Source organism: Methanolobus sp. WCC1 (assembly GCF_045690315.1).
Taxonomy (GTDB): Archaea; Halobacteriota; Methanosarcinia; order Methanosarcinales; family Methanosarcinaceae; genus Methanolobus; species Methanolobus tindarius.
Map to the genome: position 1 here is coordinate 1,131,465 of NZ_CP146979.1, position 23,563 is coordinate 1,155,027.

Here is a 23,563-nt window from a genome sequence, read left to right on the forward strand (position 1 = left end):
CTCCTAATTGTTCTGTTTCTTTTCCCAGCAGATCCGCACGCGTGTGGAATCGGCTTTTTCAGAGATGCTGCCATTTTCCCATGAGAGCTCATCCCTGAGATAATTATAAAGAATAGCTTCCTGCTCAGGTGTCTCAATTGTATATCTTGATTTGAAGAAATCCATGGCTTCGTCCATGGATGTAAAATCATTTGTGTATTCCATAGGGAACACTGCCATATCCGGATAGATTCCCATATCGTAGAGAACGTTGTATAATACATCGCATTTAGGACCGCATGTATAATTAGTTCCGTACAGGTATGGCCACAGGTTTACAGAATGTTCTTCCCAGGGACTGGTTCCTGCAAACCAGTATAGGTAAACATGTTTTGAAGAAGCCTGTTCCATTTTTTGAATGGCATCCCTTATATCCGGCATACCAAGAGAGAATGATGCAATGACAATATCATAAGGACCGTCAAGGTCTTTCTCAACGTCAAGGTCTTCCCAGCGTTTGCTGACGCAGTCAAGGTTAGTTATTCCTTTTTCAGTAACATTATTAAGAAGCAGATTTCTCATACCTTCTGCCGGTTCAACAGCCGTTACGTGTGCAACCCTTTCTGCAATAGGTATTGAGAGTCTTCCGGGCCCTGCACCAATATCAAGTACCCTGGACTGTGGTGTTAGCGGAAGTTCTTCCAGAGTAAGTTGTGTTCTGTCAGAGAATTTCTGAGTTCTTTTCCAGAATCTTTCGGCGTTGTCCTTTTTGTTCCACAGGTTGTTCTCAACTTCTTTGTTTGCTGAGTGTTGGGCAGCCATTCGTTCTTTCCATATTTCATTCCAGTCTATTTTTCCGTGTTCCATTTTGAACTCCTTCTTTTGGGGTGTTTTACATTGAGATAGAATTGCTATTGTTATTATTACAAAAATAATAAATCATCAGTTTTAATGTTATTTTTTAATTTATTCGTAGCACTAAACGGCATGTAATATATACTTATGTATTAACGGTGAAAACCTCTATGAAAAATTCCGTATAGCAAATAAAATAAAAGGATACTGAAAAAAATCAAGATATAGCAGATTCTATCCTGACTTAATGCACGATCTTTTTAGAATGCACAAAATGAGGCATTACGCAAAAAATAAAAAAAGGAATTATTCTATCTGTTTAATGTCAAAGAATTGTTCATTTTTAGTTAATGAGCACATGATTATAAACAGTTGTACTATAAATTTCCATAAATATTGCATTTTATGTTTTATCAGCTTATATTAGCAAGGAGTTTTTCTGCCCACTCAGATGCCAGGTCAAGCTGGTCATCAACATCCCCGTCAATTTTCAATCCTTCCGCGACAAGTTCTGCTCCGCATGATTCAAGCCTCGCTTCAAGAATATTTACTGCCTCACAGAAGAAAACGTAATCACTGTCTCCCGGCCCAAAACAGGCAGCTTTTTTTCCTTCAAGTTTCAGCCCATCCATTTCGCGTTCAAAGGGAATGAAATCATCCTGCAGTTCACCTTCTCCCCAGGTGGAACATCCTAACACTATCAGATCGTAGCCTGTAATTTCAGGAGGTTCAATGTCAGTGATATTCACAAGTCTGGCATCAAAACCATTTTTATTGAATGTACTTTCGATTTCTTCTGCAAGCGTCTGTGTGCTCCCCGTGGTACTACCATATGCAATTATTGTTTTTGTCATGTTTAACACCAATCATTTCTTTTTACTGAGTCTCCCGGTTTTTGCATTAGCATCTGGAATTCCAGTTGGTATTTTAGGGAAGACTACAATGTCTAGTAAAAACTAGTAAATAATGGATTATATATAAAGCTTTGTTATTTTCTCTGCTGGAATAATCCGGGTTTGTGTTTTTCTGAATTTATAATAACGAATATCATACATATTTTATTTTGAAAAACATTATTAGAAGCATGTTACATTCTGATTAAATGTATCTGCCTTGTTTCTTTTTATTAATCTGCAAAAACCTTTATATCTAATGTATGTAGATATATCTTGTAATATTAGTCATAACTAATTTATCTTGTTAATTCTATGGATAGAATTCTGTGGTTGGTTATTTTGCATCCCTGTCAGAGGTAGTTTAAAATGGAATTATTACTGGAAACGTTCAAACAAAAGAAGATCGAATTTATATTGTCGGTAATCCTGGCTGCGTTAGGTTCTGTATTATACATTGTCCCTTACGTAATCATCTTTTACATTATCAGGTACTACCTGAATGCAGGGGTAAATGCATCCTTTGAACCTGTAATAGAGATGCTGTTTTATGGATTTCTGGCAATAGTGCTGCGATATATACTGGTAATTTCCAGTTTTGTTTCCAGTCACATTGCAGCCTTTGACCTTCTCTACATTATACGTAAACGTCTTACGGAACACATTGGAACTTTGCCAATGGGATTCTGGTCATCCAATAATACAGGAAGGGTCCGTAAGATCATACAGGAAGACGTTGAAACCATCGAAAATTTTGTTGCTCATCACATTCCTGACATGGTCTCTGGCCTGGTGCTTCCACTGGTAACACTTGCTTTTCTTTTTACGGTTGACTGGCGTCTGGCCATTGCCGCCGCAATTCCATTGCCTCTTGGCCTGATACTGGTCAAAATGATGTGGAGTGGCGCCGGTACAGGTCAACAACGTCGTGAATCTTTCAGGGAATACCATGACTCTCTTGAGAAAATGAATTCCACAAGTGTGGAATATGTACAGGGAATGCCTGCGGTGAAGGTTTTTAATCTTACACTGGATTCGTTCAGAAGGCTGAAATTCTCGGTTCTTGATTACAGGAAATTCGTCCTGAAAATCTCAAAGAAAAGTACCCCGTATTGGGCTACATTTTCTGCCATAGTTGTTGGTGGTGGGATATTTGTAATTCCCACAGGACTTTACCTTCTGCAAATGGGGGAAATTAATGTATCCACCATGATTCTTTTCCTTTTGCTTGGTACCGGTTGTATGTGTGAGTTCATTCCTTTCATAATGACCGTTTCCCACTCTGAGTACATATTTGAGGGTGCAAAAAGGATTGAATCAATACTTAACGAAAAACCACTTCCTGAACCTTCCAGTCCAATTATTCCCGACAGATATGGTATCGAACTCAATGATGTTTGTTTCAGATATCACAACTCTGAGGTTCTTTCAAATATCAATACCGTTATTCCTGAAGGGTCCTTTACAGCAATAGTAGGCCCAAGTGGAGCTGGTAAGACGACCCTTGTAAACCTCATGGCAAGAATGTGGGATGTTTCATGCGGAACAATCCGTATCGGAGGTATTGATCTCCGGGATATGGGCACTGCTGGTGTGAACCGGACAGTTGGGACTGTTTTCCAGGAAGTGCAGATGCTCACTGATACTGTAAGGGAAAACATCCGTATGGGAAAGACTGATGTGACTCAGGAGTCCATTGAGAAAGCTGCCAGGGCAGCCGCATGTCATGATTTCATACTTTCTCTTCCCAATGGTTATGATACCGTCATAGGCGAGGGTGGCGAAGTTCACCTGAGCGGGGGAGAAAAACAACGCATAGCTCTGGCACGGGTGATACTCAAAGACCCTCCGGTAATCCTTCTGGATGAAGCCAGTTCCTATGCAGATGCAGAAAATGAAACACGGATGCAGGAAGCTTTTTCAAAGCTCATGGCCGGTAAAACAGTTGTTGTGATTGCCCATCGTCTTTCTACTATTGTTAATGCGGATTCTATTCTTGTTGTCAATCACGGTGAGGTTGAAGAGCAGGGTACCCACGATCAACTCCTGGAAAATAAAGGTCTTTATTACCAGATGTGGAAAGCCCATACAAAAGCAAGACACTGGAAACTTTCAGACAAGGAGAGTGATTAAATGAAAGAAAATAAATCATGGGATTTATATGCTGATAACAGGAAAGACATCTTAAGCATAGTTGGCCTTAATTTCCTGTCCGATATTCCCAGGGGATTATTCAATGGTCTGCTTTACCTGTTCATCCTGGGATTGGTACTACCGGTGTTAAACAATACGGCACATGATTTTTCCTATCTATGGGAATTATTTGCTTTCTATATTTCAGCATTCGTACTTTACCTGATGTTAACTGTGATAAGCCAGACCAATAACTATGTACGTGCTTACTCTATCTCAACTGACCTGCGTATTGTTCTGGGAAATAAGCTCAGGCGTCTTCCGCTTGGTTTTTTCAAACAGAAGGATCCGGGAGATGTCACAGGCCGTCTTTTGCATGATGTCAGCCAGGCAGAAACAACATTATCACATAACCTGCCGGATATAGTTACTTCAGTGGTAGTGCCTGTGCTTATTGGCCTGTTCCTGATATATGTGAATGCGGAAATGGCCGGTATAATGCTGCTGTCTGTGCTTATTGCTGCATTTTTTGTAATTCTGGCCCGGCGGATAATAGCCGCACTTGGAATGGAGCATGTAACAGCTATTAATCAGACTTCCTCAAGGATACTTGAATATGCACGCTCTGTAAAACTGCTCAAATCATATGATATGACAGGTGACAAATTCAGCATACTTGACAACACCATGAGAAAACTGAAAAAACTCAGTTTCAAAAGTGAAGTATATGCCGGAATTCCTGTCCAGATCTTCCTGTTACTGCTGGATGCAGGATACCTGATCATGCTGTCAGCTGGAGCCACAATGACTCTTACAGGTGATATATCAATACCGGAACTTTTTACTTTTGCAGTACTTGGGTATTATTTCTTTGCTCCGATCAAAAAGCTTGGACCTATCCTTGTCCTGATGCGCTACACACGTCTTTCAATTGACCGCATTGGTGAGGTCCTGACAGCAGAAGAATTGCCGTTTGATGCCGAACAGGAACTTCCTGATGATAACACAATTGAGTTCAATAATGTCAGTTTCCGTTACAAAGACAAAGATGTCCTGAAAAACATAAACTGTCGTTTTCCGGTGAACTCCATGACAGCTCTTGTAGGACTTTCAGGTTCCGGAAAATCAACAATGATAAACCTGATAGCGCGTTTCTGGGATGTCCAGTCAGGTTCCATTAGTATTGGTGGAGTTCCGGTTAAAGAGCTTAATCCTGATCTTCTCCTTTCCCGTATATCAATGGTATTTCAGGATGTGTATCTTTTCAATGACACTATAGCTAATAATATACGGGTGGGTAAGCAGTATGCTACACTTGAGGAAATAAAGAAAGCTGCAAGACTTGCACGCTGTGATGAGTTTATTGAAAAACTTCCGCAGGGTTATGATACGATTGTAAGTGAAGGTGGCAGCTCACTTTCAGGTGGTGAGCGCCAGAGAATATCAATTGCAAGGGCAATCCTGAAAGATGCACCTATAGTCCTGCTGGATGAGGCAACGGCATCACTGGATCCTGAAAATGAAGCAGTCATCCAGGAGGCTCTGGAGAATCTGGTAAGGGGGCGTACTCTTATTGTTATTGCACACCGGTTTAAGTCCATAGAAAATGCGGACCAGATACTTGTTCTGGATGACGGAAAAATATCCGAATCCGGGACACATGACTTACTTGTATCAGGAGGAGGGTTGTACCAGAGGTTATGGATGATGCAACAACAGGCAGGAGGATGGAAGATGCGAAGTTCTGCTCCTGCGGTAAAATATGACAACATTATGGGAACATCTTCCGTTTCTGTGGATCAGCAGATTTGAGATTATATTTGATGGAATGAAATATTTCAGTATTGTCAAAAAGGTTAAGGCTGGATGGATGATGCTATCGAGAAAAGCAGAGAACTATTTGAAAGCTATAATGACTATCGAATCTGAAAAAGGCTATGCACGCATTAAGGATATTGCAGGAGCAATGAATGTCAGGGCTCCAAGTGCAACTGAAATGGTAAAACGCCTGGATAAAGAAGGTTATGTAAGCTATGTAAAATACGGAAGTGTGAACCTTACTTCAAAAGGAAACAATGTAGCAAGGATTGCGGAGAACAGGCATGACCATCTGAAATCCCTTCTCATGGACATCATACATGTCCCTGAGAGTATTGCAGAAAAAGATGCTCTTGTCCTTGAACAGCAACTTCATGACGTGACAATTGAAAAAATGAAAAAGTTTGTCCGGTCGAGAAGACCGGAACTTTGATTCTACTTGTTTTCCGCTGATTCTTCGCTGTCTTCAGGCACATAGATAACTCTGCCGTCGGCTAGTTTGTATGCTGTCCCAAGAGATTCTCCTGTTCCACCACCCACCTGATCTGTCATGTTCAAGACCTCAATGGGTTTCCCTTCATCCTTGATTATGATTTTCATGTCCTGTTGTCCCGGATTCTTGACAATGGTTATGTCCTCATTAGGGTTTAGCAATTCAGGCATCTGGTAGGACATAACAAGTGCCACAAGAAGAGCTACGGAAAACACCATGGCTATGTCAAAAAGATTAGCAACCCCTGTAAGGGGATTTTGCTCATCTTCGTTATCTATGAGTCTTCTTCGGCTTTTTCTCTTCAAGCTTTAACCTCCAGAGTCTCTAAAATGTAATCTATGTCTGCCATGTCCTGCCAGTACCATCTTTTTCTGATCTGGGTGAGAACATATCCAATGCTTCCTGCGAAAAGGCCTACAACCGTTGTAGCAAAGGCTATCATGAGATTGTTTGCAAGCTGTTCTATGTCGCCGTTAGATAGTCCGATGAGTGCAGGTCCAAGTGGTATAAGGGTACCCATAAGTCCAAGCATCGGTGAAATAGTAGCAACTATTCTTGTCTGTTCCAGTCTCTTTGACATTTTGATCTCAAATTCCTGTGCCAGCCATTCGATGGAAGGTAGCATGTTATTTTCAAGATGTTTTGAGGCCGCGTTTGCAAAATCTATTACCATCTGATTCTGTTTGATTTTTTGCAGGGATACTGCAGCCTTTTTGAAATCCTGTGAGCCAACATTCTTTCTTACAACAGTACAACATTGTTCCAGATTGGCAGGGTCACGATTCCTTTTTGAGTATTCGGAGAGGAATTCTCCTATCAAAGACAGGGAGAAAACTACCAGCAGGATCAATGTGATAATCACCGGATATAATAACGAAGCTGAAAATATATACAGCGTCTGGAATACATAAGACTCAAATGCCATTATGAATGCCTCCTTATCTTCTCTTTCAGATATCCACCAAGGATGAGTATCCCGAATACAAGGAAAGGTGTTATTCCCACACTTTCACCTGAGACCGGTGTTATGTTCATAGATTGCATTTTGATAAATGCAGGAATCAGCAGTACACCTAAAAGGTAAAAAATACCTAGGAATAGCATGATATTTCCAAGTGTATCCGGTCCTTTTCCCATTTTCCTGAATATGGATGCAGAACTGATTACTGAAATGAAGAACACCGTTCCTACAAGCAGTCCTACCCACAATCCGCTGACTTCAAGGGTAGTGACAAGAAGCATGCATGAAAGTAAAAGGGCTGAAAGACAAACAGGACATGGGAGAGAAAGAAGTACGAATGTATGCTTTGATACATCGCAGCCACAATTCCATTTTTTGTTCGTGTATATTCCGGTCACTATCAGTAAAATTGCCAGTATCGAATGTACTGCCATTCCCATACGGGACAGGTCTTCAAAACCTTCTGTTTCAAGGTGTCCTGCAAAAGCCCCTAGTATCAGGGACAAGACAAAGTATGAGCCACTTATAATTAGTACGTTTTTCTTTCCAATACTGGAAAATCCACATCCTGCCCCTGTTTTCAATCCGAAGATAAGGATGGATATCAGTACACCTATAACCATAGCATAAGCTATTTCCATTTTATTTCCTCATTTTTATTTCAAAAATCTATAATCTCAAATCAAAAAATTAAAAAGCACCCGTGTAAGCGGATGCCTTTATAATTCTTCATTTGTTTCTCCTGAAACCTGTATATATCACTCCAAAAGTCAGAACAACAATCAAGGTTCCTATCAAGGAAGCTCCTGAGAAAGACATGCCAGAGGAGCTTGCATCACTGGATGTGGATTCATGCTGCATGACTTTCCCTTCAACATAGTTGTCAGTTGAATGAAGTGTATCCGGCTGTGATGAATCAAGTCCATAGCCTCCATCTGATGTTGCAGTCTGGTTGCCTGAATTTTCTCCGGCTTTGCTGCTTGCTTCAATTACTCTGGCACTGCCTGTTCCACTTCCACCAGATGAGCTCTGCTGACTTGTTTCGGAGATCATTCCCGGGACGGTAACCATTCCCTGTACATAATCATCCAGCAATGCATTTCCACAGCAAAGTGCACAGCAGCATGGTCCATATTCCTCCATAGATTGCTGATATTCATTGGCCAGGTTTTGTATTACTTCGTTAGAAGCATCCCAGTACTCGGTCCTTGTAGCATCCAGCATTTGAGCAAGCATTGTCTGGCGAGCCCATGGATTCTCAGAATTGAACCATTCCTCCATACCAAGGTCATACGAATCCGTGACATAGATATCATACAGCTGTTGCCACATTTCATCGGTAACGGCTCCTGTGGTAACCTCAAGTCCCCATAAGTCGCTCAGCACACTTTCAAATTCCTGTGCTCCGGCGTATCCATGATTCATCATACCTTCTATCCACTTCGAATTGTAGTACGTGGAACGCATTTCACGGGAAAGGTATGCTGCCATGGTCTCAGTTTTCATATCTGCGGAATCCTTCAGGTTAACAATATACATTTCTGGTGTCTGTCCGTCAATAGTACGTATTGCCATTCCCATCCCGCCAAAAAACTCGTAGACATGATCAAAGACAACTCCACTGCTTCCACGCCCATCGTTACCACTTCTGCTAAATAGGAGAGCTTCTGTGCCGCTGAGTACCTGTGTGAAAAGGTCTGTATGCTGTTCACCCCATACTGCTTCTCCATAAACATTGGACATTGAACGAAGGTAAAGGTCTGCAAGATCACTTTCGCTATCCCATGTATCACTTCTACCAGTGGCAGTTGTCAGTCCGCCGACACCCCATGAACCGGAAGGAGGACCAAAGATACGGGATTCTGACAGAATTTTTGCCTGTTCCTCAGTATAGTTCCCGGTTTCCATGAGATATTCATACAGAACCTCAGAATCCTCTTTTATATAATTTGGCCATGTGCAATCAGTTTCATTCAAAGCTACGGTTTTTCTCACTGCCCTGTCCATCAGTTCAACCTGAAGTTCCCAGGTTTCCCTGTACACTCCTGTCATAGTAACTACTACATCTATACGGGGATGCGTCAGCTCTTCACAGGTAATAGCCTCCACATCTACAAAATTCCCGTAATCATCCCAGACCGGTTTCATACCCATCAGATAAAGTATCTCGGATTCCATAATTCCTTTATGTCTCATGGTCTCTGCTGACCACATGACAAAACCTACCTTTTTAGGATACTCTCCACCGTGGTTGGTCTTCCATTCCTCCAGAAATGCATCTGCAAGTTTTACTCCTGCACTCCATGCCTCTTCTGTAGGCACAATGTACGGGTTGAATGAATAGAAATTACGACCTGATGGCAATACACTGGGACTTCTCACAGGATCGTCACCAAGACCCGGTGGTATGTATTGTCCCTCCAGTGCATCCAGTACTCTGGAAGTCTCAACACTGCATTCTCTAAGATTCTCTGCATAGAGGAGGGCTTTTTCAAGATCATCTCTGATGGTCAATGTATCTGGTGCGTCTTCTTTGTGCTCTTTTATAAGTACAACAAGTGCATCAGAAGAGTTGACCCTGTTTCCGCTCATTCCTGAAATGTAATAGGCCTGGCCTGTTAATGTTTTGTTTCCCCTTTGGCTTTCCAGTGAGTTTACAGTTTCCTCATCTGAGCTTCCCAGTTTGATCTCACAGCTCGCATTTTCTTTCTTGATAGTTAGTTCGTTTTCTCCTGCTTTGTAGAAATACGCCCCCATCCCTGAAAGAGTGGTATATGCAACAACAGTGTACTCTCCTTCCGAAACATCTGTAAATATGAAGTAGCCATCGTCATCTGTAGTGGTTTCAGATATCACAGACTGCTGTATGAGTAGCACACTTGCGTTTGATGTGTTCACTCTGTTTCCGTTCATTCCTGATATGTAATAGGCCTGACCTGAAACAGAAGAATTTCCGGCAAGCTCCCTTACTTCTGAAACACTGTCCTCATCAGAAATTTCCAGTTTTATATCGCAATCTACGGTTCCATTACTGCTTATAGTAAGTTCATGTGACCCTTTTTTGTAGAACACACTACCCATGCCCGAAAGTTCTGTTACTGAGACTGCAGAATAACTGCCATCTGAAAGATTGTCGAAACTATAGTATCCCTGTTCATCAGTGATAGTTGTTCCAATGATCTCTGTTGATGAGACATATTCAGTTATGTTCAGGTACGTCTGCATTACAGTGTCAGGATCAGTGTTGTTCAGCAGCATGTCTGCAAGCATCATGTCAAGTACATTTGGTGAATGTGCAGCATCAAGTGCAGCATCATTTTCGTATACTTTTGCCACATCATTTACAAAACCACTTCCAAGTAACGATTTGACCATAGAGACCAGTTCATCTCCTTCAAGCACCTGTCCAAGGATGTGTAATCCGTATGGCATGTACTCAGAAGATATCTCATGCAGGTATTCATGAACTTCTCCTGTAATCACAAAAGACTCAAATTCTTCTTCTGTCATCTCTGCAAGATCTGATGAACTCGTACCCAAATCGCTTTCCAGTCCCAGACTATTGTAAATTTCGATAATTCCCGCTCTGTATTCATCTTTCATAGAGTCATCGAGTTGATCGGCTTCTGTGTACAGGTGTATCTTCTGATGCAAATTCGAAAGATTACCGTATAGTCCTGATTCAACAATGGCAGGGGTTGCATGATCGACAATAACGGCATTACCTCTCCTTTTTGCAACAACCCCTTCGGCTATACCCCCAACATTATAGATATAAACCACAGGCATGTCACCGATTGTAAGAGCCGGCCAGTCCTCGGTTGCTGAAAGTCCTACACCTTTGCCCTTGAGCCATTCCTGTGTGCCATGCTGTCCGAAATGAATTACTACATCTGCATTATATTTATGTTGAAGCCAGAGGTAAAATGCTATGTACTGGTGGTTTGGAGGCATTGTCTGATCATGGTAAAGTATGTCTGTATTGTTGGATGCACCACGAGTAGGTTGGGGTGCAAGCAGGATATTACCCATGGAAATCTTCGGGAATAAGAAATACTTCCCACTCTCATTCTCGTAGACCATTACATTCCCCGGAGCTTCGCCCCAGGTGTCTATAACATCATTTCTTGCATTTTCGGGTAGCTGGTTGAACATTTCCATATACTCTTCAACAGGTAAGAGCTCGGTTTCATTGGTACTTACTATTTTTTCGAGCTCATCAGGTGCCCATACACCGATATTCCTTCCCTGCTTAAGCACCAGTTCAAGAAGCTCATCCTGATCCGGTGTACTGTTATCAAGGTTATAGTCCCGTTCTTCCATCTCTTCCAGCAGGATAGATATGCTTGGAGCAACATCAAGATTATTTGCAACCATAGCACCATCCCTTCCCGGAGAATTATGATAGTAGATAAGTGCAACCTTGCGATTACTATTATCTATATGTTTTAGATTTACCCAGTTGAGGGTTCGGTCTATCAGCCATTCCATCTGAGATGGAATAGGTTCGTCCATCATGACGCCATATCGTTCATTGTATCTCTGGCCACTCACAACAATGGATTCGATATGCCCACCCATTTCCATAATAGGTATCTGGTAATGGAATCTATAATCAGTGCCGGTGTTACTATTCTCCCATTCTTCAAGGGTTCCCTGAAAAAGTATCGCATTTATTACCGGGACATTGATGTCCTGGAGGTACTCTGTGTTCTGTATCATGCCGCTGGATATCATAATACCTGAACCCATGTCAATAAAAGCATCAACTATCCATTCTCCTTCATACTCAAAATAATCAGAGGTGTTACTGTATAGTACCCAGTGCATGTATGCAGGTATCACATTAACTCCTCTTGATTCAAGTCTCCTTACCGCATCATTTACAACATTGTTACCGATCATTCCATTAGTGTTTACTACAAAAGGAATACCGATGGTGATATTTTCAGGGTTGTAAACATGATGGTTTCCATCATCACTGGTGTACCACTCTATGTACTGTGTTATATTTTCAAAAGGTAGGTCTGCATCCGGATGATATATTCCGTTCGATGGGATTCCTGCAGGAGCTTCTATAGTCCCTTCTGCATCACAGAATGCTATGAGTATATACGTAAGCATTCGCTGGGAATTGATAGATATCCAATTGTCCCAGTATCCCACAAGATAAGGGTGCTCTTCTAGATCCACGGTTCCAAGCCCGAAGCCTCCCATGTCTATGACGATGGCATCTTCTCTTTTTGTTTCGTTTACTATCTTTTCTACCTGAGGCTGGACACTTTCAGCCATAAATGACATAGCTGTCATTGAACCGAGGACAATTACATCAAAATCCCCAAGGTCAAGTTCATCCGGCAAAGTACTGTATGATACATTTATACTAGATTCTCTTGAGTATCCATAGACTGAAACGTTTACTCCATTTTCACTTAGCTCCAGTTGTTCAGAAGCATTTTTGAACATGTATACGAATTCGTCACCTACTACAATGAATGCTATCTTCGGATTCCCTGTTATGTCAAGATTTGTTGTAGGATCCTCTTCCTGAGACTCATTTAGTTCTTCACTGCCTGCGCTTGCACACAGTGAGCCTGCAAGCACGGTCAATGCCATAAAAAGAAATATTATTAACTTCCGTTTATTTTTCATATCCACCACTTACTGTACTTTGTCTGAATGTTTTTTTTTAAAATACTTCAAAAACAGATGCATAATTATGTAATACACCTGATATTCAATAGGTACTCTAATAATTATTAGGTATAGATAACAAGTGGTCTAACAATGTTAGTATTTACAGGAATCCCTATTTTTTGATCAGTTGAATTTAAACAAAAGTGGATAGTATTCAAAAAAAATCACAATTACAAAAGATCTTCTGAACAATCAAGTTGTTTACATATTTGAAAAAATAGTAGTGTGCGGAAGCTACCATGCAGCAGTTTGAAAAATAATGTTGCACTGCTGTAGAAAGTGACCTATGTAGCTCTATCAGGAAGCCGAATGTGCTTTTGAATATAGTTGCTGCATGGTAGCAAAACCTACTATATTTTTATTCTATTTACCTTTTTCGCAGTGACTACATTTTTTAGATTAAAAATCAGGATCCAATAATTACTCCATGAATACTCGGTTTATAGCTAGCTTTTGTTTTCCCCAAAAGTTAGGTTTCAAACCAAAAACAAATATTATTAGGAATTCCTATCTATATTCCTAATGCCATTATTGAATAGCATCCAATAGGATGTGACGATATATGAAAAATAGGCAAAAAATAATTTCAAAGAGTATTACAACTGTTCTGGTGGTCTTTATGGTGGTATTGACAATTAGTTTGCCCGCTGGTGCCAGTGATTCTTCAGAAGAGTCAGGCAGTGAAACCATTGGAGTTCTTGTGGTGGCTCATGGAAGTACAAGCGAGACCTGGTGCAATGCAGTCAGAACCGCAGTTGAAGATACGAACCTTGCTTATCCAATAGAGATCGGGTTCCTTGAAATGGTGGAAAATGAAACTCTTCCAGATGCAGTGGATAAACTGGAAGAACAGGGTGTAACAAAGATAGTCGCAGTTCCACTGTTTATTTCATCAAACAGCGGCCACATCGGTGAGATTCAGTACATTCTTGGTCTTACAAGTGAAGCACCTGAGGAAGGACTGGTTCAGGTGGATACAGAGTCTGAGATTATCATGACAGGTGCAATGGACGATCACTCATTCATTGCAAAAATAATCGCAGACCGTGCCGCTGAACTGGTGCAGGATGCAGAGAACGAAACTGTTATACTTGCTTTGCACGGTACCACAGGTGAAGATCTTGAAGGCTGGAATGAAAGCTCAGCATCCCTTTCAGAAAAAGCAAAACTCATTTTAAGGCATAGTATGGGCATCAATATCGAAGATGTAAGATATGGATTTATCAATGTAGACGAGTCAAATGAGGAACTTACATCATTTGAAATAAGTAATGTTGTCAGTAACGTTTCCGAGTCATCCCATGCTATTATTATTCCGGTATTTGCATGTGAAGGGTATTACACAAACACAAAAATCCCACGTCTTCTGGAAGACATGGATTACAGCTATCCGGAAGAAGGCAGCAGGGCTCTTATTCCTCACAGCAATGTTGGTGACTGGATAGAAGTCATGGTTGCAAAAGAGCTTTCATATCCTGAAATTTCAATATATGATGATGAAGAGCTTGTAACAATATCCTTTGATGACCTTGAAGCATGTCTTTGTGGAGTATGTGCATATCGTTCTTCCCTTGAAGCATTCTCATTTGAGGATGTATGGGAAGGTATACCACATAGAGGCGACGTGAGCATAATCAGTGCACATCCTTCTGACGGGCATGAGGAAGTATTCCTGTACATTCTTGGTAACCTGACAGAAGATTACACAATTGATGCTCCTGAAGGTACGGATGAAACGTATATCATACCTGAAAACTATGATTACACTTTCATTCAGAAATCAAGCGGGGACTCCATAGAGGTTTCCATCAGTGATGATGTCTTTTATGACAATATGTATGAACTGAGAACGAAGGCAAAACTTGGAACGGCAACCGCAGAAGAAAAAAGTGCTTTTAAACTGCTGAAATCTATGATGCAGGAAAAGATGACCTATGGTCCTTCTGAGGAATTATTTGATGTTTCAACATCTCTTTCCGATGGGCTTCCAATATCCTCAGGCTGGAATTTCATCTCAGTTCCTTCTGAACTAAATGATGCATCAGTTGATTCTGTATTTGAGGATATTGAATATGATGTGGTATTATACTATAACACATCATCAGGAATGTGGGAACAGGGTGGAGTTGATTTCACAGAACTGGAGCCCCTTAAGGCTTACTGGATCAAGAATTCTCTTGGATATTCACAGTTTGTTTCAAGTGACAAACTCAAGCCCGCAGTACCAGCAGTTCCTGCAACAATAAGCCTGCACAAAGGCTGGAATGCCATAGGATATAGTGATGCTGCAGATTCCCTGTCTGCGGAAATGACACTTCAGTCAATGGATGATTCATATTCATTGATCAAAGGTCCTTATTATTCCGAAACCATGTCTTACGGTTATGTGGGACATAATGGTGAAACAGGAGTAATTTCCGGCAGTCATGTAGGCACTGACTCTTTTGAGATGGCCCCCTATAATGGATACTGGATTCTGGTAACACAGGAGACAATATTGTACGGTTTCTGATGAATGGATGACGGAGAATGGATTGGAATGAGTTGAAGATGGGTATTTTCCCATCTTCTTCTTCCTCTTTTTCCTATTAGGGTTTAAGGTGAAAAAATGTTTTTAAAATTTGGAATTCACAGTTTTTACAATACGAGATGTCTGGTTATACTTATGATGGTAGTTGTGGGAATGTCTGCCATTCCTGCATCTGCAGATTCAAGTACTGTTCCTTCCCTTCCCTTGATAATTGAAGGCAGTGTCAGCACGGGAGATGAGGCGGCAGCAGCAGGAACTGAAATAACAGCAGAACTTGACGGACAGGTTATCGGAAGTGCCACGGTAGTTTCGGATGGGGTTTATGGGGATCAGCCAGGTACAAAGCTTGTTGTAACATGTGAGCCTGCGGATTATGAAAATATAAAGTTTTATGTGGATGGAGTTGAATCCGGGATTTCGGGTGCGGATTTTAGTAACTCAAACCCCGGTGACACTGTAAGTCTTGATCTTTCAGTCTCTGCTTCATCAGATTCAGAAACTGGTAGCAGTAAGAGCAGTTCATCTTCCGGTACTTCAGGTAACATGGGAACCTCTGCTTCATCAGTTGAATCAGGAGAAGCTGAAGATGCAGATGTCAATGTTGTTGATGAAAACGACAATGGAATACTTGAAAGTACTGCAGATAATGTACCTGTTTCCTCCGGAGAATCCATACCTGCTACTCCAAAAGAGACCTCTGCAATATCTTCGGTTTCAGGAATTGCAGTTGCATTTATGGTAACTCTTGTGGTCTTGTTAGGGGTTATGAAAATAAAAGGTCGTAAATAATGTAATTCAGTAAAATCATTTTCAGGGAGTGAAATAATGAAAGAATCTTTAATTCCTAAAATAAGGCCTCAGATTTCAAATGAAATAGCTGAGACTTTATTTATCACTTTATACATGCGAAGCGAAGAGACTAAAAATCCGGGTGGAATTATCAGTGACCCGACAGCTGAAGATCTTGTCAGCAAAATCGATTATGACTTTTCAAAATTCAGCAAAGGAAAAATGAGTGGTATCGGGACTTCAATAAGAGTTCGTCACTTTGATACGAAAGTGTCTGGCTTTATTGAAAAACACCAGCATCCTGTGGTTGTCCTGATAGGCTGCGGGCTTGATACACGTTACCAGAGACTTTCTAACAGCAAAAAGGCTGTTTTCTATGAGCTTGATCTTCCTGAGGTCATAAAATTAAGACAGATCCTTTTGCCGGCAAAGTCAAATCAGAAGTACATAAGTGCTTCAATGCTTGAAAGCGAATGGATGGCGATACTGGCAGACAATCATCCTCAGGGTAATTTTATTTTTGTAATTGAAGGAGTGTTGATGTATTTCTCAAAGTCTCAGGTAAAATCTGTGATCTGTAATCTTGCCAGTCATTTTCCGGGTTCTGAAATCCATTTTGATGCAGTAAGCCAGTGGGCTTGTAAGCATTCAAAATGGCATGATACTATAAAGCATGTAAAAGCAGATTTTGTCTGGGGTCTGAACGATGTTTCTGAAATCGAATGCTGGAATTCAAATATTAAACATCGTGATACTCTTTACTACATGGATGTGGAGAAAAAAAGATGGGGCATGAAAGGTCATTTTATGAGCCTTATACCCACATTCAGGAAATCGTCCTGTATTCTTCATTATGATGTTGTTTCATAATGAAGAAATCAGGTTTCAACTCAGGTCAACCTTCCCGTTGATCTCCTCATACTTTGCCACAGCACTTGGAGTATTGAGCAATATCTTTCTTATCCTGTTATATACACTCGGGTTGTTTTCAGGGTCAAGCTTGTTCAGGAAACCGAACATCATTTCCACAAGGGGTATATGATATTCATCTTCCATCCTGTCAATGTTGGCCAGCACATTGAGAATTGCCACAGTATTATATTCATTCACCGTCGCCAGTTTTGGAACGATTTCACTTAGAAGCTCTCTTCCCTTTTCAGTTTGCAGGGATTTTTTCCTGTTGAAAGCAAAACTTGCAAAGAGTGCTCTCTGGTCATTTGCCTGCTCTATCCTGAAAGTTTTGGATTTTTCAACCTGTTTTACCAGGTCAGTTACATCATCCCCGCTGCTTCCCCCGATAACTCTCAGGTAAGCTTCCCAGCTGACCGGGTTCTTTTCAGCTTCCTTCTGGTAATTCTGCATAAGCTCTATTTTGTCAGATGCAGAACTGTCAAGATAAAGTCCAAAAGCAGTTAGTTTATCTGTGGCATTTTGTGCAGTTTCAAACTGCTTCCTGATAATGTCATGAATAGCCGGAGTATCAAGAGTTGAAAGAATAGACAGACATTTATTCTTAACCTGTCTGCACTTGATAGCATGAACCTGCCCTTCAAGGTAATCTAAACTATCACTGATTTTTGCATTGCAAGCTTCATACAGTGACATGAGACTTTCTTCATGTCTGCTCGCGATGGCTTTTAAAATTCTTTGTTTAACTTCGTACAACAACTGGTAGCTGTGTGAAAACTTATCATCTTCCACAGATTCAAAGATGGCCAGGAATTGTGAACCTGCTCTTTCCATCAGGTCGAGATCCATTATAAGTTCATGGAAAAGATCTATGAATTCTTCAGATGGCAGAGCATCACTATCTCTTATAAGTTTCATCTTTTCAGAATCCACTATCCTGTAGAATGCAAGGAACCGGTTTATCAGGTCAGAGTCCGTTTTAGCCTGCAGAATCAACTCATCAATACTTGCATCATGAACGACCTTTCCAAAGAATGAATAGTTGCGGTTAAGGGAAAGGAATGCGGGCCTGTCAACATTTTCAATCACAATTTCCTGTTCCCCGGCTGTCATGCGCTCCATGACTTGCGCAAGGTCGTTTCCATTTTCATCAACAAGGGCTGCACATATTGGCAATTCCCAGAAGGATTTTCCTTCAGGAACTTCCTGTTTAAAGGATAAAGTACATTTTCTTTCATCTTCACTGTATGAAGAATCAACATGAAGCACCGGGAACTGTGTTTGTTTAAGCCATATATTTGCCATGTCCTTGATATCCATGCCGGAAGCTTTTTCCATCTCATCAAGCCACTGCCAGCTTGAGGCATTTGAGTGTTTGAATTTGCAGTGGTAAGAATCCAGAGCTTTTACAAAAGTCTCCTTTCCCATCATGGTCTCGATCATATTCACAAATTCAGGAGCTTTAACGTATGTAACTGAACTGATGAGGTCGTCCGGGTCATTGAACCCTTCAGGGATTATTGGCATTGAAGCTGCTCCCCTGTCAAGTGCAAAAGTTCCGGAACCCGGTGCCAGTAGAGTAAGCACTTCACCAAGACGGCTGTATTCCTCACCAAAGTGATAAGCATGGTACATCCTTTCAATGTGAACAGTAACAGCTTCGTTAAGCCATATTTCAAAAGGACTCCGGCCTGTGACCTCAGACCCGTTCAGGTTATGGTAAAATTCATGCACCTTAACCCTCATGAGATATTCAAAAGCAGTATCTGTCATTTGAGGGAATGGCATTATACGATTGGTACTGATAGTGGTGTTTCCTACGTTTTCCATTCCGCCGAAATTGGAGTTCTGCATTCCGATTTCCCTGTAAACAGTTCCTGTGTACTTGTATCCCGGTTTAATTAATGAAACAGCTTTTTTCAGTTCTTTCCTTATTTTTTCCAGTTTTTCACTTGCAGTTTCACCTTCATTTTTAAGAAGATCTCTCTCCTTGATCATATCCATGATAGCTTTGCGCTTTTCAGGCTGTTTATATTGTTCAGGGCCTGTAAAGAGATACATCCACATAATTGAGTCGTAAAGGACATCAAGTGACCTTCCGGCAATCACAGGGTCAGAGCCAGGAGGTACAAGTAATTCCAGATCAAAGGTATCGCCTTCAGGGTATTCAAATTCCTTTTTGAATGTATCATATGTGCCAACACCCAGGAAGAAAAGATAGGTCGCCATTGGAGTTACAGAGTTATCGTAGACTATCATATCCCTGCCATTTCCCACAGAGTGTCTTTCCTCTATGATATCTCCGTTGGTGATGAGATTTGTGTATCTCCCATCGGCAATGATGGTTGTAGTATAGGTGCACTTTGCGGTCATGTCGTCAATGCATGGAACAATGCGCTGGAATCCCCACTGCTGGCACTGGGTAATCTGTTGTGGCGGAGCACCTGCAGGTGTTTCATCATAATAGAGCCCTTCCAGAATATTATCTGTTGGCCTGCAGATAGTTTCTGTATGAATTACAATTTCAGTGTTTTCGGGTACATTTTGCTTGAATTTGATTAGCAGGATATCGTCTTTAATTTTGTATTCGTGGTCAATTTCATATTCACTGCAGCTTACTGACAGTATTTCCAGTTTCTTGCAGTTAAGCTCAAGTTTATCAATGGGTTTGTCGAGGGTTTGCAATTTCAGGTCGGATGTCACTTTTGTATGATCATCAAAAACATCGAATATAAGGTTCATATGAATGACTTTTACACTCAGTTCGCCAAAATCTTCAGGATAATATTTGTATATTCTGTTCATCAAATTCCCTCTTTTTATGATCAATTCTGTAGATTAATTGCTATCTATTGGTTTATGCTGTTATACATACATTTGTATTAGCCAAATATGAATAATCAGTTAAGGATGTCACAGTGTATCACACTTTTATGTTTAATGATACACTTTTATATTATTAATATATTAATACTGTTTGCAGGTACTAATCTATAATGTTTGATATGTTGTGGTTGGTATGTGCAGATCTGAAACAGGTTCAATACCTGTTTTATGTGGTGAAAATATGTTAGGGAATGATAAACAAAAAAGAGAAATCATCAACGTTCTGGATTCTATTGAGTCCGGTAAAGAAGATGCAAGGTTAAGCTTACATCGGAATGGTAAAGACAGAGACTTTGCTGAGGCTTTTAACAGTTTTCTGGACAGGGCTTTGGAATGGAAAACTGAAGCTGATGAGCAAACAAAACTATCACAAGAAATGAAGGCTGCTCTGAATGCAACTGCGATAGGAAATTTAAACTTCCGTCTGGAAACAGATGATTTTAATTCCAATTCGGCTGAACTTGCAGGAATAATCAATAGCATGCTTGACAATATTGTTAAACCTCTGAATGAAAGCATTTCCATTCTGAAAAAATATGGGGTTAATGATTTTCAGGACAATGTGGAAACTGAGTATCAGGGAATATTTGCAGAAAATATGCAGGCTGTAAATGAAGTTCGTGCGAGATTAATGAACGTGCAGCATACATTGGAAGATATGTCAAAAGGAAATTTCAATGACCTTGAAATGTATAAGCAGATTGGAAAGCGCTCTGAAAATGACAGACTTCTTCCTTCCATGGTTAGTATGATGGAAACAATAAAAGGAATGACTGATGAGTTCATACTGCTTGGCCAGTCAGCTGAAAATGGCAAACTCGATTATCGTGCAGATAATACTAGATTCCAGGGTATGTTCAATGAAGCAGTATCAACTGTAAATGGTGCTTTTGATGCTGTTATAAGCCCGCTGAATGTGACGGCAGAATATGTAGAACGTATCTCAAAAGGTGACATTCCTGAAAAAATCACAGATGAATATTATGGTGACTTCAACGAAATCAAGAACAACCTTAATAGTTGTATTGACGGCCTTGGAGGACTTGTTGAAAGCAACGAAGTCCTGCAGTTAATGGTCTATAATGATCATACAAGAAAAGTAGAAGGGCAGTATCAGGGAATATTTGAGGAGGTTGCATCTGCAACCAATAGTATTCATGAAAGGCTGCTGACTATTATGAGCATGAACAAGAAGATCGCTATTGGCGATATGAGTGATCTTGAAGGCCTTCAGAAAATGGGGAAGCGTTCGGAAAATGATGAACTGGTTCCCTGTTACATATCAATGCTAAGTAATATTCAGGGTATTGTTGACGAGTTCATTAAACTTGGAAATGCAGCGGAAGCCGGTCATATCAAATATCGTGCATCAAGTTCTGAATTTGAAGGCGGGTTCAAGGAGGCAATTGATACGGTAAATCTTGCAATAGATGCATTGGTAACTCCTCTGAAAGAATCAATGGATATTGTTCACAATTATTCGGAAGGTCATCTTGATGCCAGGTTCAGCTTTGAAACAAAGGGTGATTTCCATGAATTTTCTTCAACACTTGACAGTTTCGGGCAGGAGTTGCAATCAATTATTGCAGATTCATCCGAAGTGCTTGAAGCCATTTCCAATAATAACCTGAGCAGACCGGTTAAAGTCCATGGAATAGGCGAGTTCAAAGTTCTGACTGATGGAATTGAAAAGACAAGAAATTCATTGAACGATGTGGTTTCGCTGGCCCATGAAAGCTCAAGGGATGTTGCAGCAACATCTGAGGAAATGTCTGCATCAATTGAGGAAATGACATCTTCATCACACCAGATAGCTGAAACAGTTTCTGATATTGCACAGGGTTCCCAGAACCAGGCTTCTAAGACTGAAGAGGTTACACGTGCAATGGTTGACATGACAATGACGGTACAGGAAGTAGCCAAAAATTCCCAAAAGGCAGCTGATAGTGCAAAGGACTCCAATGATCTCATAAATAATTTAGGAGCTATAGCAAGAGATTTGTTTGCAAAAATGAACTCAATAAAAAGTGCTACAGGGGATTCTTCCAGTGTTATAATGGAACTTGATTCCAAGTCCAGGCAAATTGGTGAGATAGTCAGTCTTATTACCAATATTGCTGACCAGACCAATCTTCTGGCTCTCAATGCAGCTATTGAAGCAGCCCGTGCAGGTGAACATGGCCGTGGGTTTGCGGTTGTTGCAGATGAGGTAAGGAAGCTGGCAGAAGATTCAGGAAATGCTGCAAAACAAATCGAATCACTGATTTCCGAAATCCAGACCGGCACTCACAATGCAGTAACTTCCATGAACCAGGGTGTTAATGAGGTAGAAACCGGTTCTGCCGCTCTGACTGAAGTAGTTGAAGTGGTTGAAAAAGTGGTTGAAGCCGGAAACATGATTGCTAATATGGTTCAGGATATTGCTGCAGCCGCAGAGGAGCAGGCAGCTTCAATAGAGGAAGTAACGTCATCGATTGAAGAAGTAAGTGCCATATCTGAGGAATCGGCTAATGGAACTGAAGAAGCATCAGCTGCTGTGCATGAACAGAATGCCACCATGCAGGATCTTTCACATTCTGCAGAAGATCTCTCATCTCTTGCAAGAGAGATGAAGTCTGTAGTTGATAAATTCATATTGGATTCCAGTAGTTCCAGAGGTGGACAGACTTATCAGCCGGAAGCAAGCATCGATAAAATAAGTAATGAATATACTCTTGCCTGAGTCTACTTCAAACATCAAAGATGTTTTTACTCCTTTTAAATCAACAAGGCATCATTGATGCCAATTTTCTTTTTGGTTCTGTCTTTATAGTGGACAGACCTTTATGCACATTCCGCACCTGAGTCCTCCAAGAGTGTTGAACATATAATCTGCACATTTGTGCCTGTCAATTGTTCCGTCTTCTGAAAGTGCTCCAACAGGACATATTTTAATGCATTTCAGGCAACTGCTGCAATGCTCATGGACAAAAGGCAAGGTAATATCAGTCTCATTATCAAGCTCAGCGTCTGTTAATATTGCAGTCATGCGGACCTTTGGACCGTACTCCTTACTTATAAGTAAATGGTTCATGCCGAAGTTGCTGATACCTGCATGGTATGCAGCATATTTGATTGACATATTGGCTTTCAGTGTCTCTTTATTGGCATACCAGTAGCCGAATTCACTTCCCTCGGATGGTAATATTGTAGCTTTGTAGCCTTTTTTCTCAATGAGTTTTGCAAGCTGGAATGCTATTACTCTTAGGGTTGCAGTACCTGCCATAAGAGTATTTGTGTATTCTGCTCTTCCTGCTGGTAATGTTTCAAATGCACCTCGTGGGACACTGACTCCAAGGACAAGAACTGATTTGACATCGGACATTACATCCTGTGGTTTATTTCCTGTGTATTCAGGGTTCAGAAAACATGCCGGATCTGCAAATCCAATAATGTCAGCATTCATTTCAAAAGCAGTTTCTTGTAATGATTTTGTCAGATCTTTATCAGTCATGTTTTTTCTCCAGTTTTCGGGATTTGTGGGACTTCTAAGTCCTAATCTAATATTCATATTGTCAGCAATCCTACTTTAAAACTTGGAATGACAACTGCATGCATTTTTCACCAAAACACCTAAGTAA

Annotated in this window: 15 protein-coding genes; 7 read left to right on the plus strand and 8 right to left on the minus strand. The window is 40.8% G+C overall.

Annotated elements, in window-relative coordinates; all coding sequences use genetic code 11:
- Positions 1-3: 3 nt before the first annotated feature.
- On the minus strand, positions 4-846 hold the full coding sequence (locus V7O61_RS05585; RefSeq protein WP_023844046.1) for a class I SAM-dependent methyltransferase: 843 nt from the start codon (positions 844-846) through the stop codon (positions 4-6).
- A 401-nt stretch (positions 847-1,247) separates the two neighbouring features.
- A complete protein-coding gene (locus V7O61_RS05590; RefSeq protein WP_407282472.1) occupies positions 1,248-1,688 on the minus strand; it encodes a flavodoxin in 441 nt (146 codons plus the stop codon).
- Between the two features lie 408 nt (positions 1,689-2,096).
- Between V7O61_RS05590 and V7O61_RS05595 the strand changes: the two genes are divergently transcribed.
- Genes V7O61_RS05595 through V7O61_RS05605 form a run of 3 tightly spaced genes read left to right on the plus strand, consistent with a single transcriptional unit; the run spans position 2,097 to position 6,111 of the window.
- Positions 2,097-3,860: an ABC transporter ATP-binding protein gene (locus V7O61_RS05595; RefSeq protein WP_023844044.1), complete on the plus strand. Its 1,764-nt coding sequence runs from the start codon at positions 2,097-2,099 to the stop codon at positions 3,858-3,860.
- Complete coding sequence (locus V7O61_RS05600; protein WP_288067762.1) at positions 3,861-5,672, plus strand: ABC transporter ATP-binding protein; 1,812 nt, start codon at positions 3,861-3,863, stop codon at positions 5,670-5,672. It begins immediately after the preceding gene.
- Entirely contained in the window at positions 5,623-6,111 is a 489-nt protein-coding gene (locus V7O61_RS05605) for a metal-dependent transcriptional regulator (RefSeq protein ID WP_407282471.1), read from the plus strand. The genes V7O61_RS05600 and V7O61_RS05605 overlap by 50 nt, the downstream gene beginning before the upstream one ends.
- A 2-nt stretch (positions 6,112-6,113) precedes the next feature.
- Here the strand turns inward: V7O61_RS05605 and V7O61_RS05610 are convergent, their stop codons facing one another.
- The 4 genes from V7O61_RS05610 to V7O61_RS05625 form a co-directional block, all read right to left on the minus strand.
- The gene (locus V7O61_RS05610) at positions 6,114-6,476 is read right to left on the minus strand and encodes a DUF2149 domain-containing protein (RefSeq protein WP_407282470.1); all 363 of its coding nucleotides are present in this window, start codon (positions 6,474-6,476) and stop codon (positions 6,114-6,116) included.
- Positions 6,473-7,096: a MotA/TolQ/ExbB proton channel family protein gene (locus V7O61_RS05615; protein ID WP_407282469.1), complete on the minus strand. Its 624-nt coding sequence runs from the start codon at positions 7,094-7,096 to the stop codon at positions 6,473-6,475. Before V7O61_RS05615 ends, V7O61_RS05610 begins: the two co-directional genes overlap by 4 nt.
- Positions 7,096-7,773: a DUF2162 domain-containing protein gene (locus V7O61_RS05620; protein WP_407282468.1), complete on the minus strand. Its 678-nt coding sequence runs from the start codon at positions 7,771-7,773 to the stop codon at positions 7,096-7,098. Before V7O61_RS05620 ends, V7O61_RS05615 begins: the two co-directional genes overlap by 1 nt.
- 88 nt (positions 7,774-7,861) lie before the next feature.
- The gene (locus V7O61_RS05625; protein ID WP_407282467.1) at positions 7,862-12,748 is read right to left on the minus strand and encodes a cobaltochelatase subunit CobN; all 4,887 of its coding nucleotides are present in this window, start codon (positions 12,746-12,748) and stop codon (positions 7,862-7,864) included.
- A 700-nt stretch (positions 12,749-13,448) separates the two neighbouring features.
- Between V7O61_RS05625 and V7O61_RS05630 the strand changes: the two genes are divergently transcribed.
- The 3 genes from V7O61_RS05630 to V7O61_RS05640 all read left to right on the plus strand — a co-directional run bounded on the left by V7O61_RS05630 (position 13,449) and on the right by V7O61_RS05640 (position 17,018).
- Entirely contained in the window at positions 13,449-15,341 is a 1,893-nt protein-coding gene (locus V7O61_RS05630; protein WP_407282466.1) for a sirohydrochlorin chelatase, read from the plus strand.
- 96 nt (positions 15,342-15,437) lie between these two features.
- A complete protein-coding gene (locus V7O61_RS05635) occupies positions 15,438-16,148 on the plus strand; it encodes a hypothetical protein (RefSeq protein WP_407282465.1) in 711 nt (236 codons plus the stop codon).
- 36 nt (positions 16,149-16,184) lie between these two features.
- On the plus strand, positions 16,185-17,018 hold the full coding sequence (locus tag V7O61_RS05640) for a class I SAM-dependent methyltransferase (protein WP_407282464.1): 834 nt from the start codon (positions 16,185-16,187) through the stop codon (positions 17,016-17,018).
- A 15-nt stretch (positions 17,019-17,033) separates the two neighbouring features.
- On the opposite strand, the gene V7O61_RS05645 is transcribed toward V7O61_RS05640, so the two are convergent.
- Positions 17,034-19,862, minus strand: a complete 2,829-nt coding sequence (locus tag V7O61_RS05645; protein ID WP_407282463.1) for a DUF3458 domain-containing protein — start codon at positions 19,860-19,862, stop codon at positions 17,034-17,036.
- A gap of 262 nt (positions 19,863-20,124) precedes the next feature.
- On the opposite strand from V7O61_RS05645, the gene V7O61_RS05650 reads away from it, so the two are divergent.
- Positions 20,125-22,665, plus strand: a complete 2,541-nt coding sequence (locus tag V7O61_RS05650; protein WP_407282462.1) for a methyl-accepting chemotaxis protein — start codon at positions 20,125-20,127, stop codon at positions 22,663-22,665.
- An 84-nt stretch (positions 22,666-22,749) separates the two neighbouring features.
- Here the strand turns inward: V7O61_RS05650 and V7O61_RS05655 are convergent, their stop codons facing one another.
- The gene (locus tag V7O61_RS05655; protein WP_023844029.1) at positions 22,750-23,436 is read right to left on the minus strand and encodes a 4Fe-4S binding protein; all 687 of its coding nucleotides are present in this window, start codon (positions 23,434-23,436) and stop codon (positions 22,750-22,752) included.
- Positions 23,437-23,563: the final 127 nt, after the last annotated feature.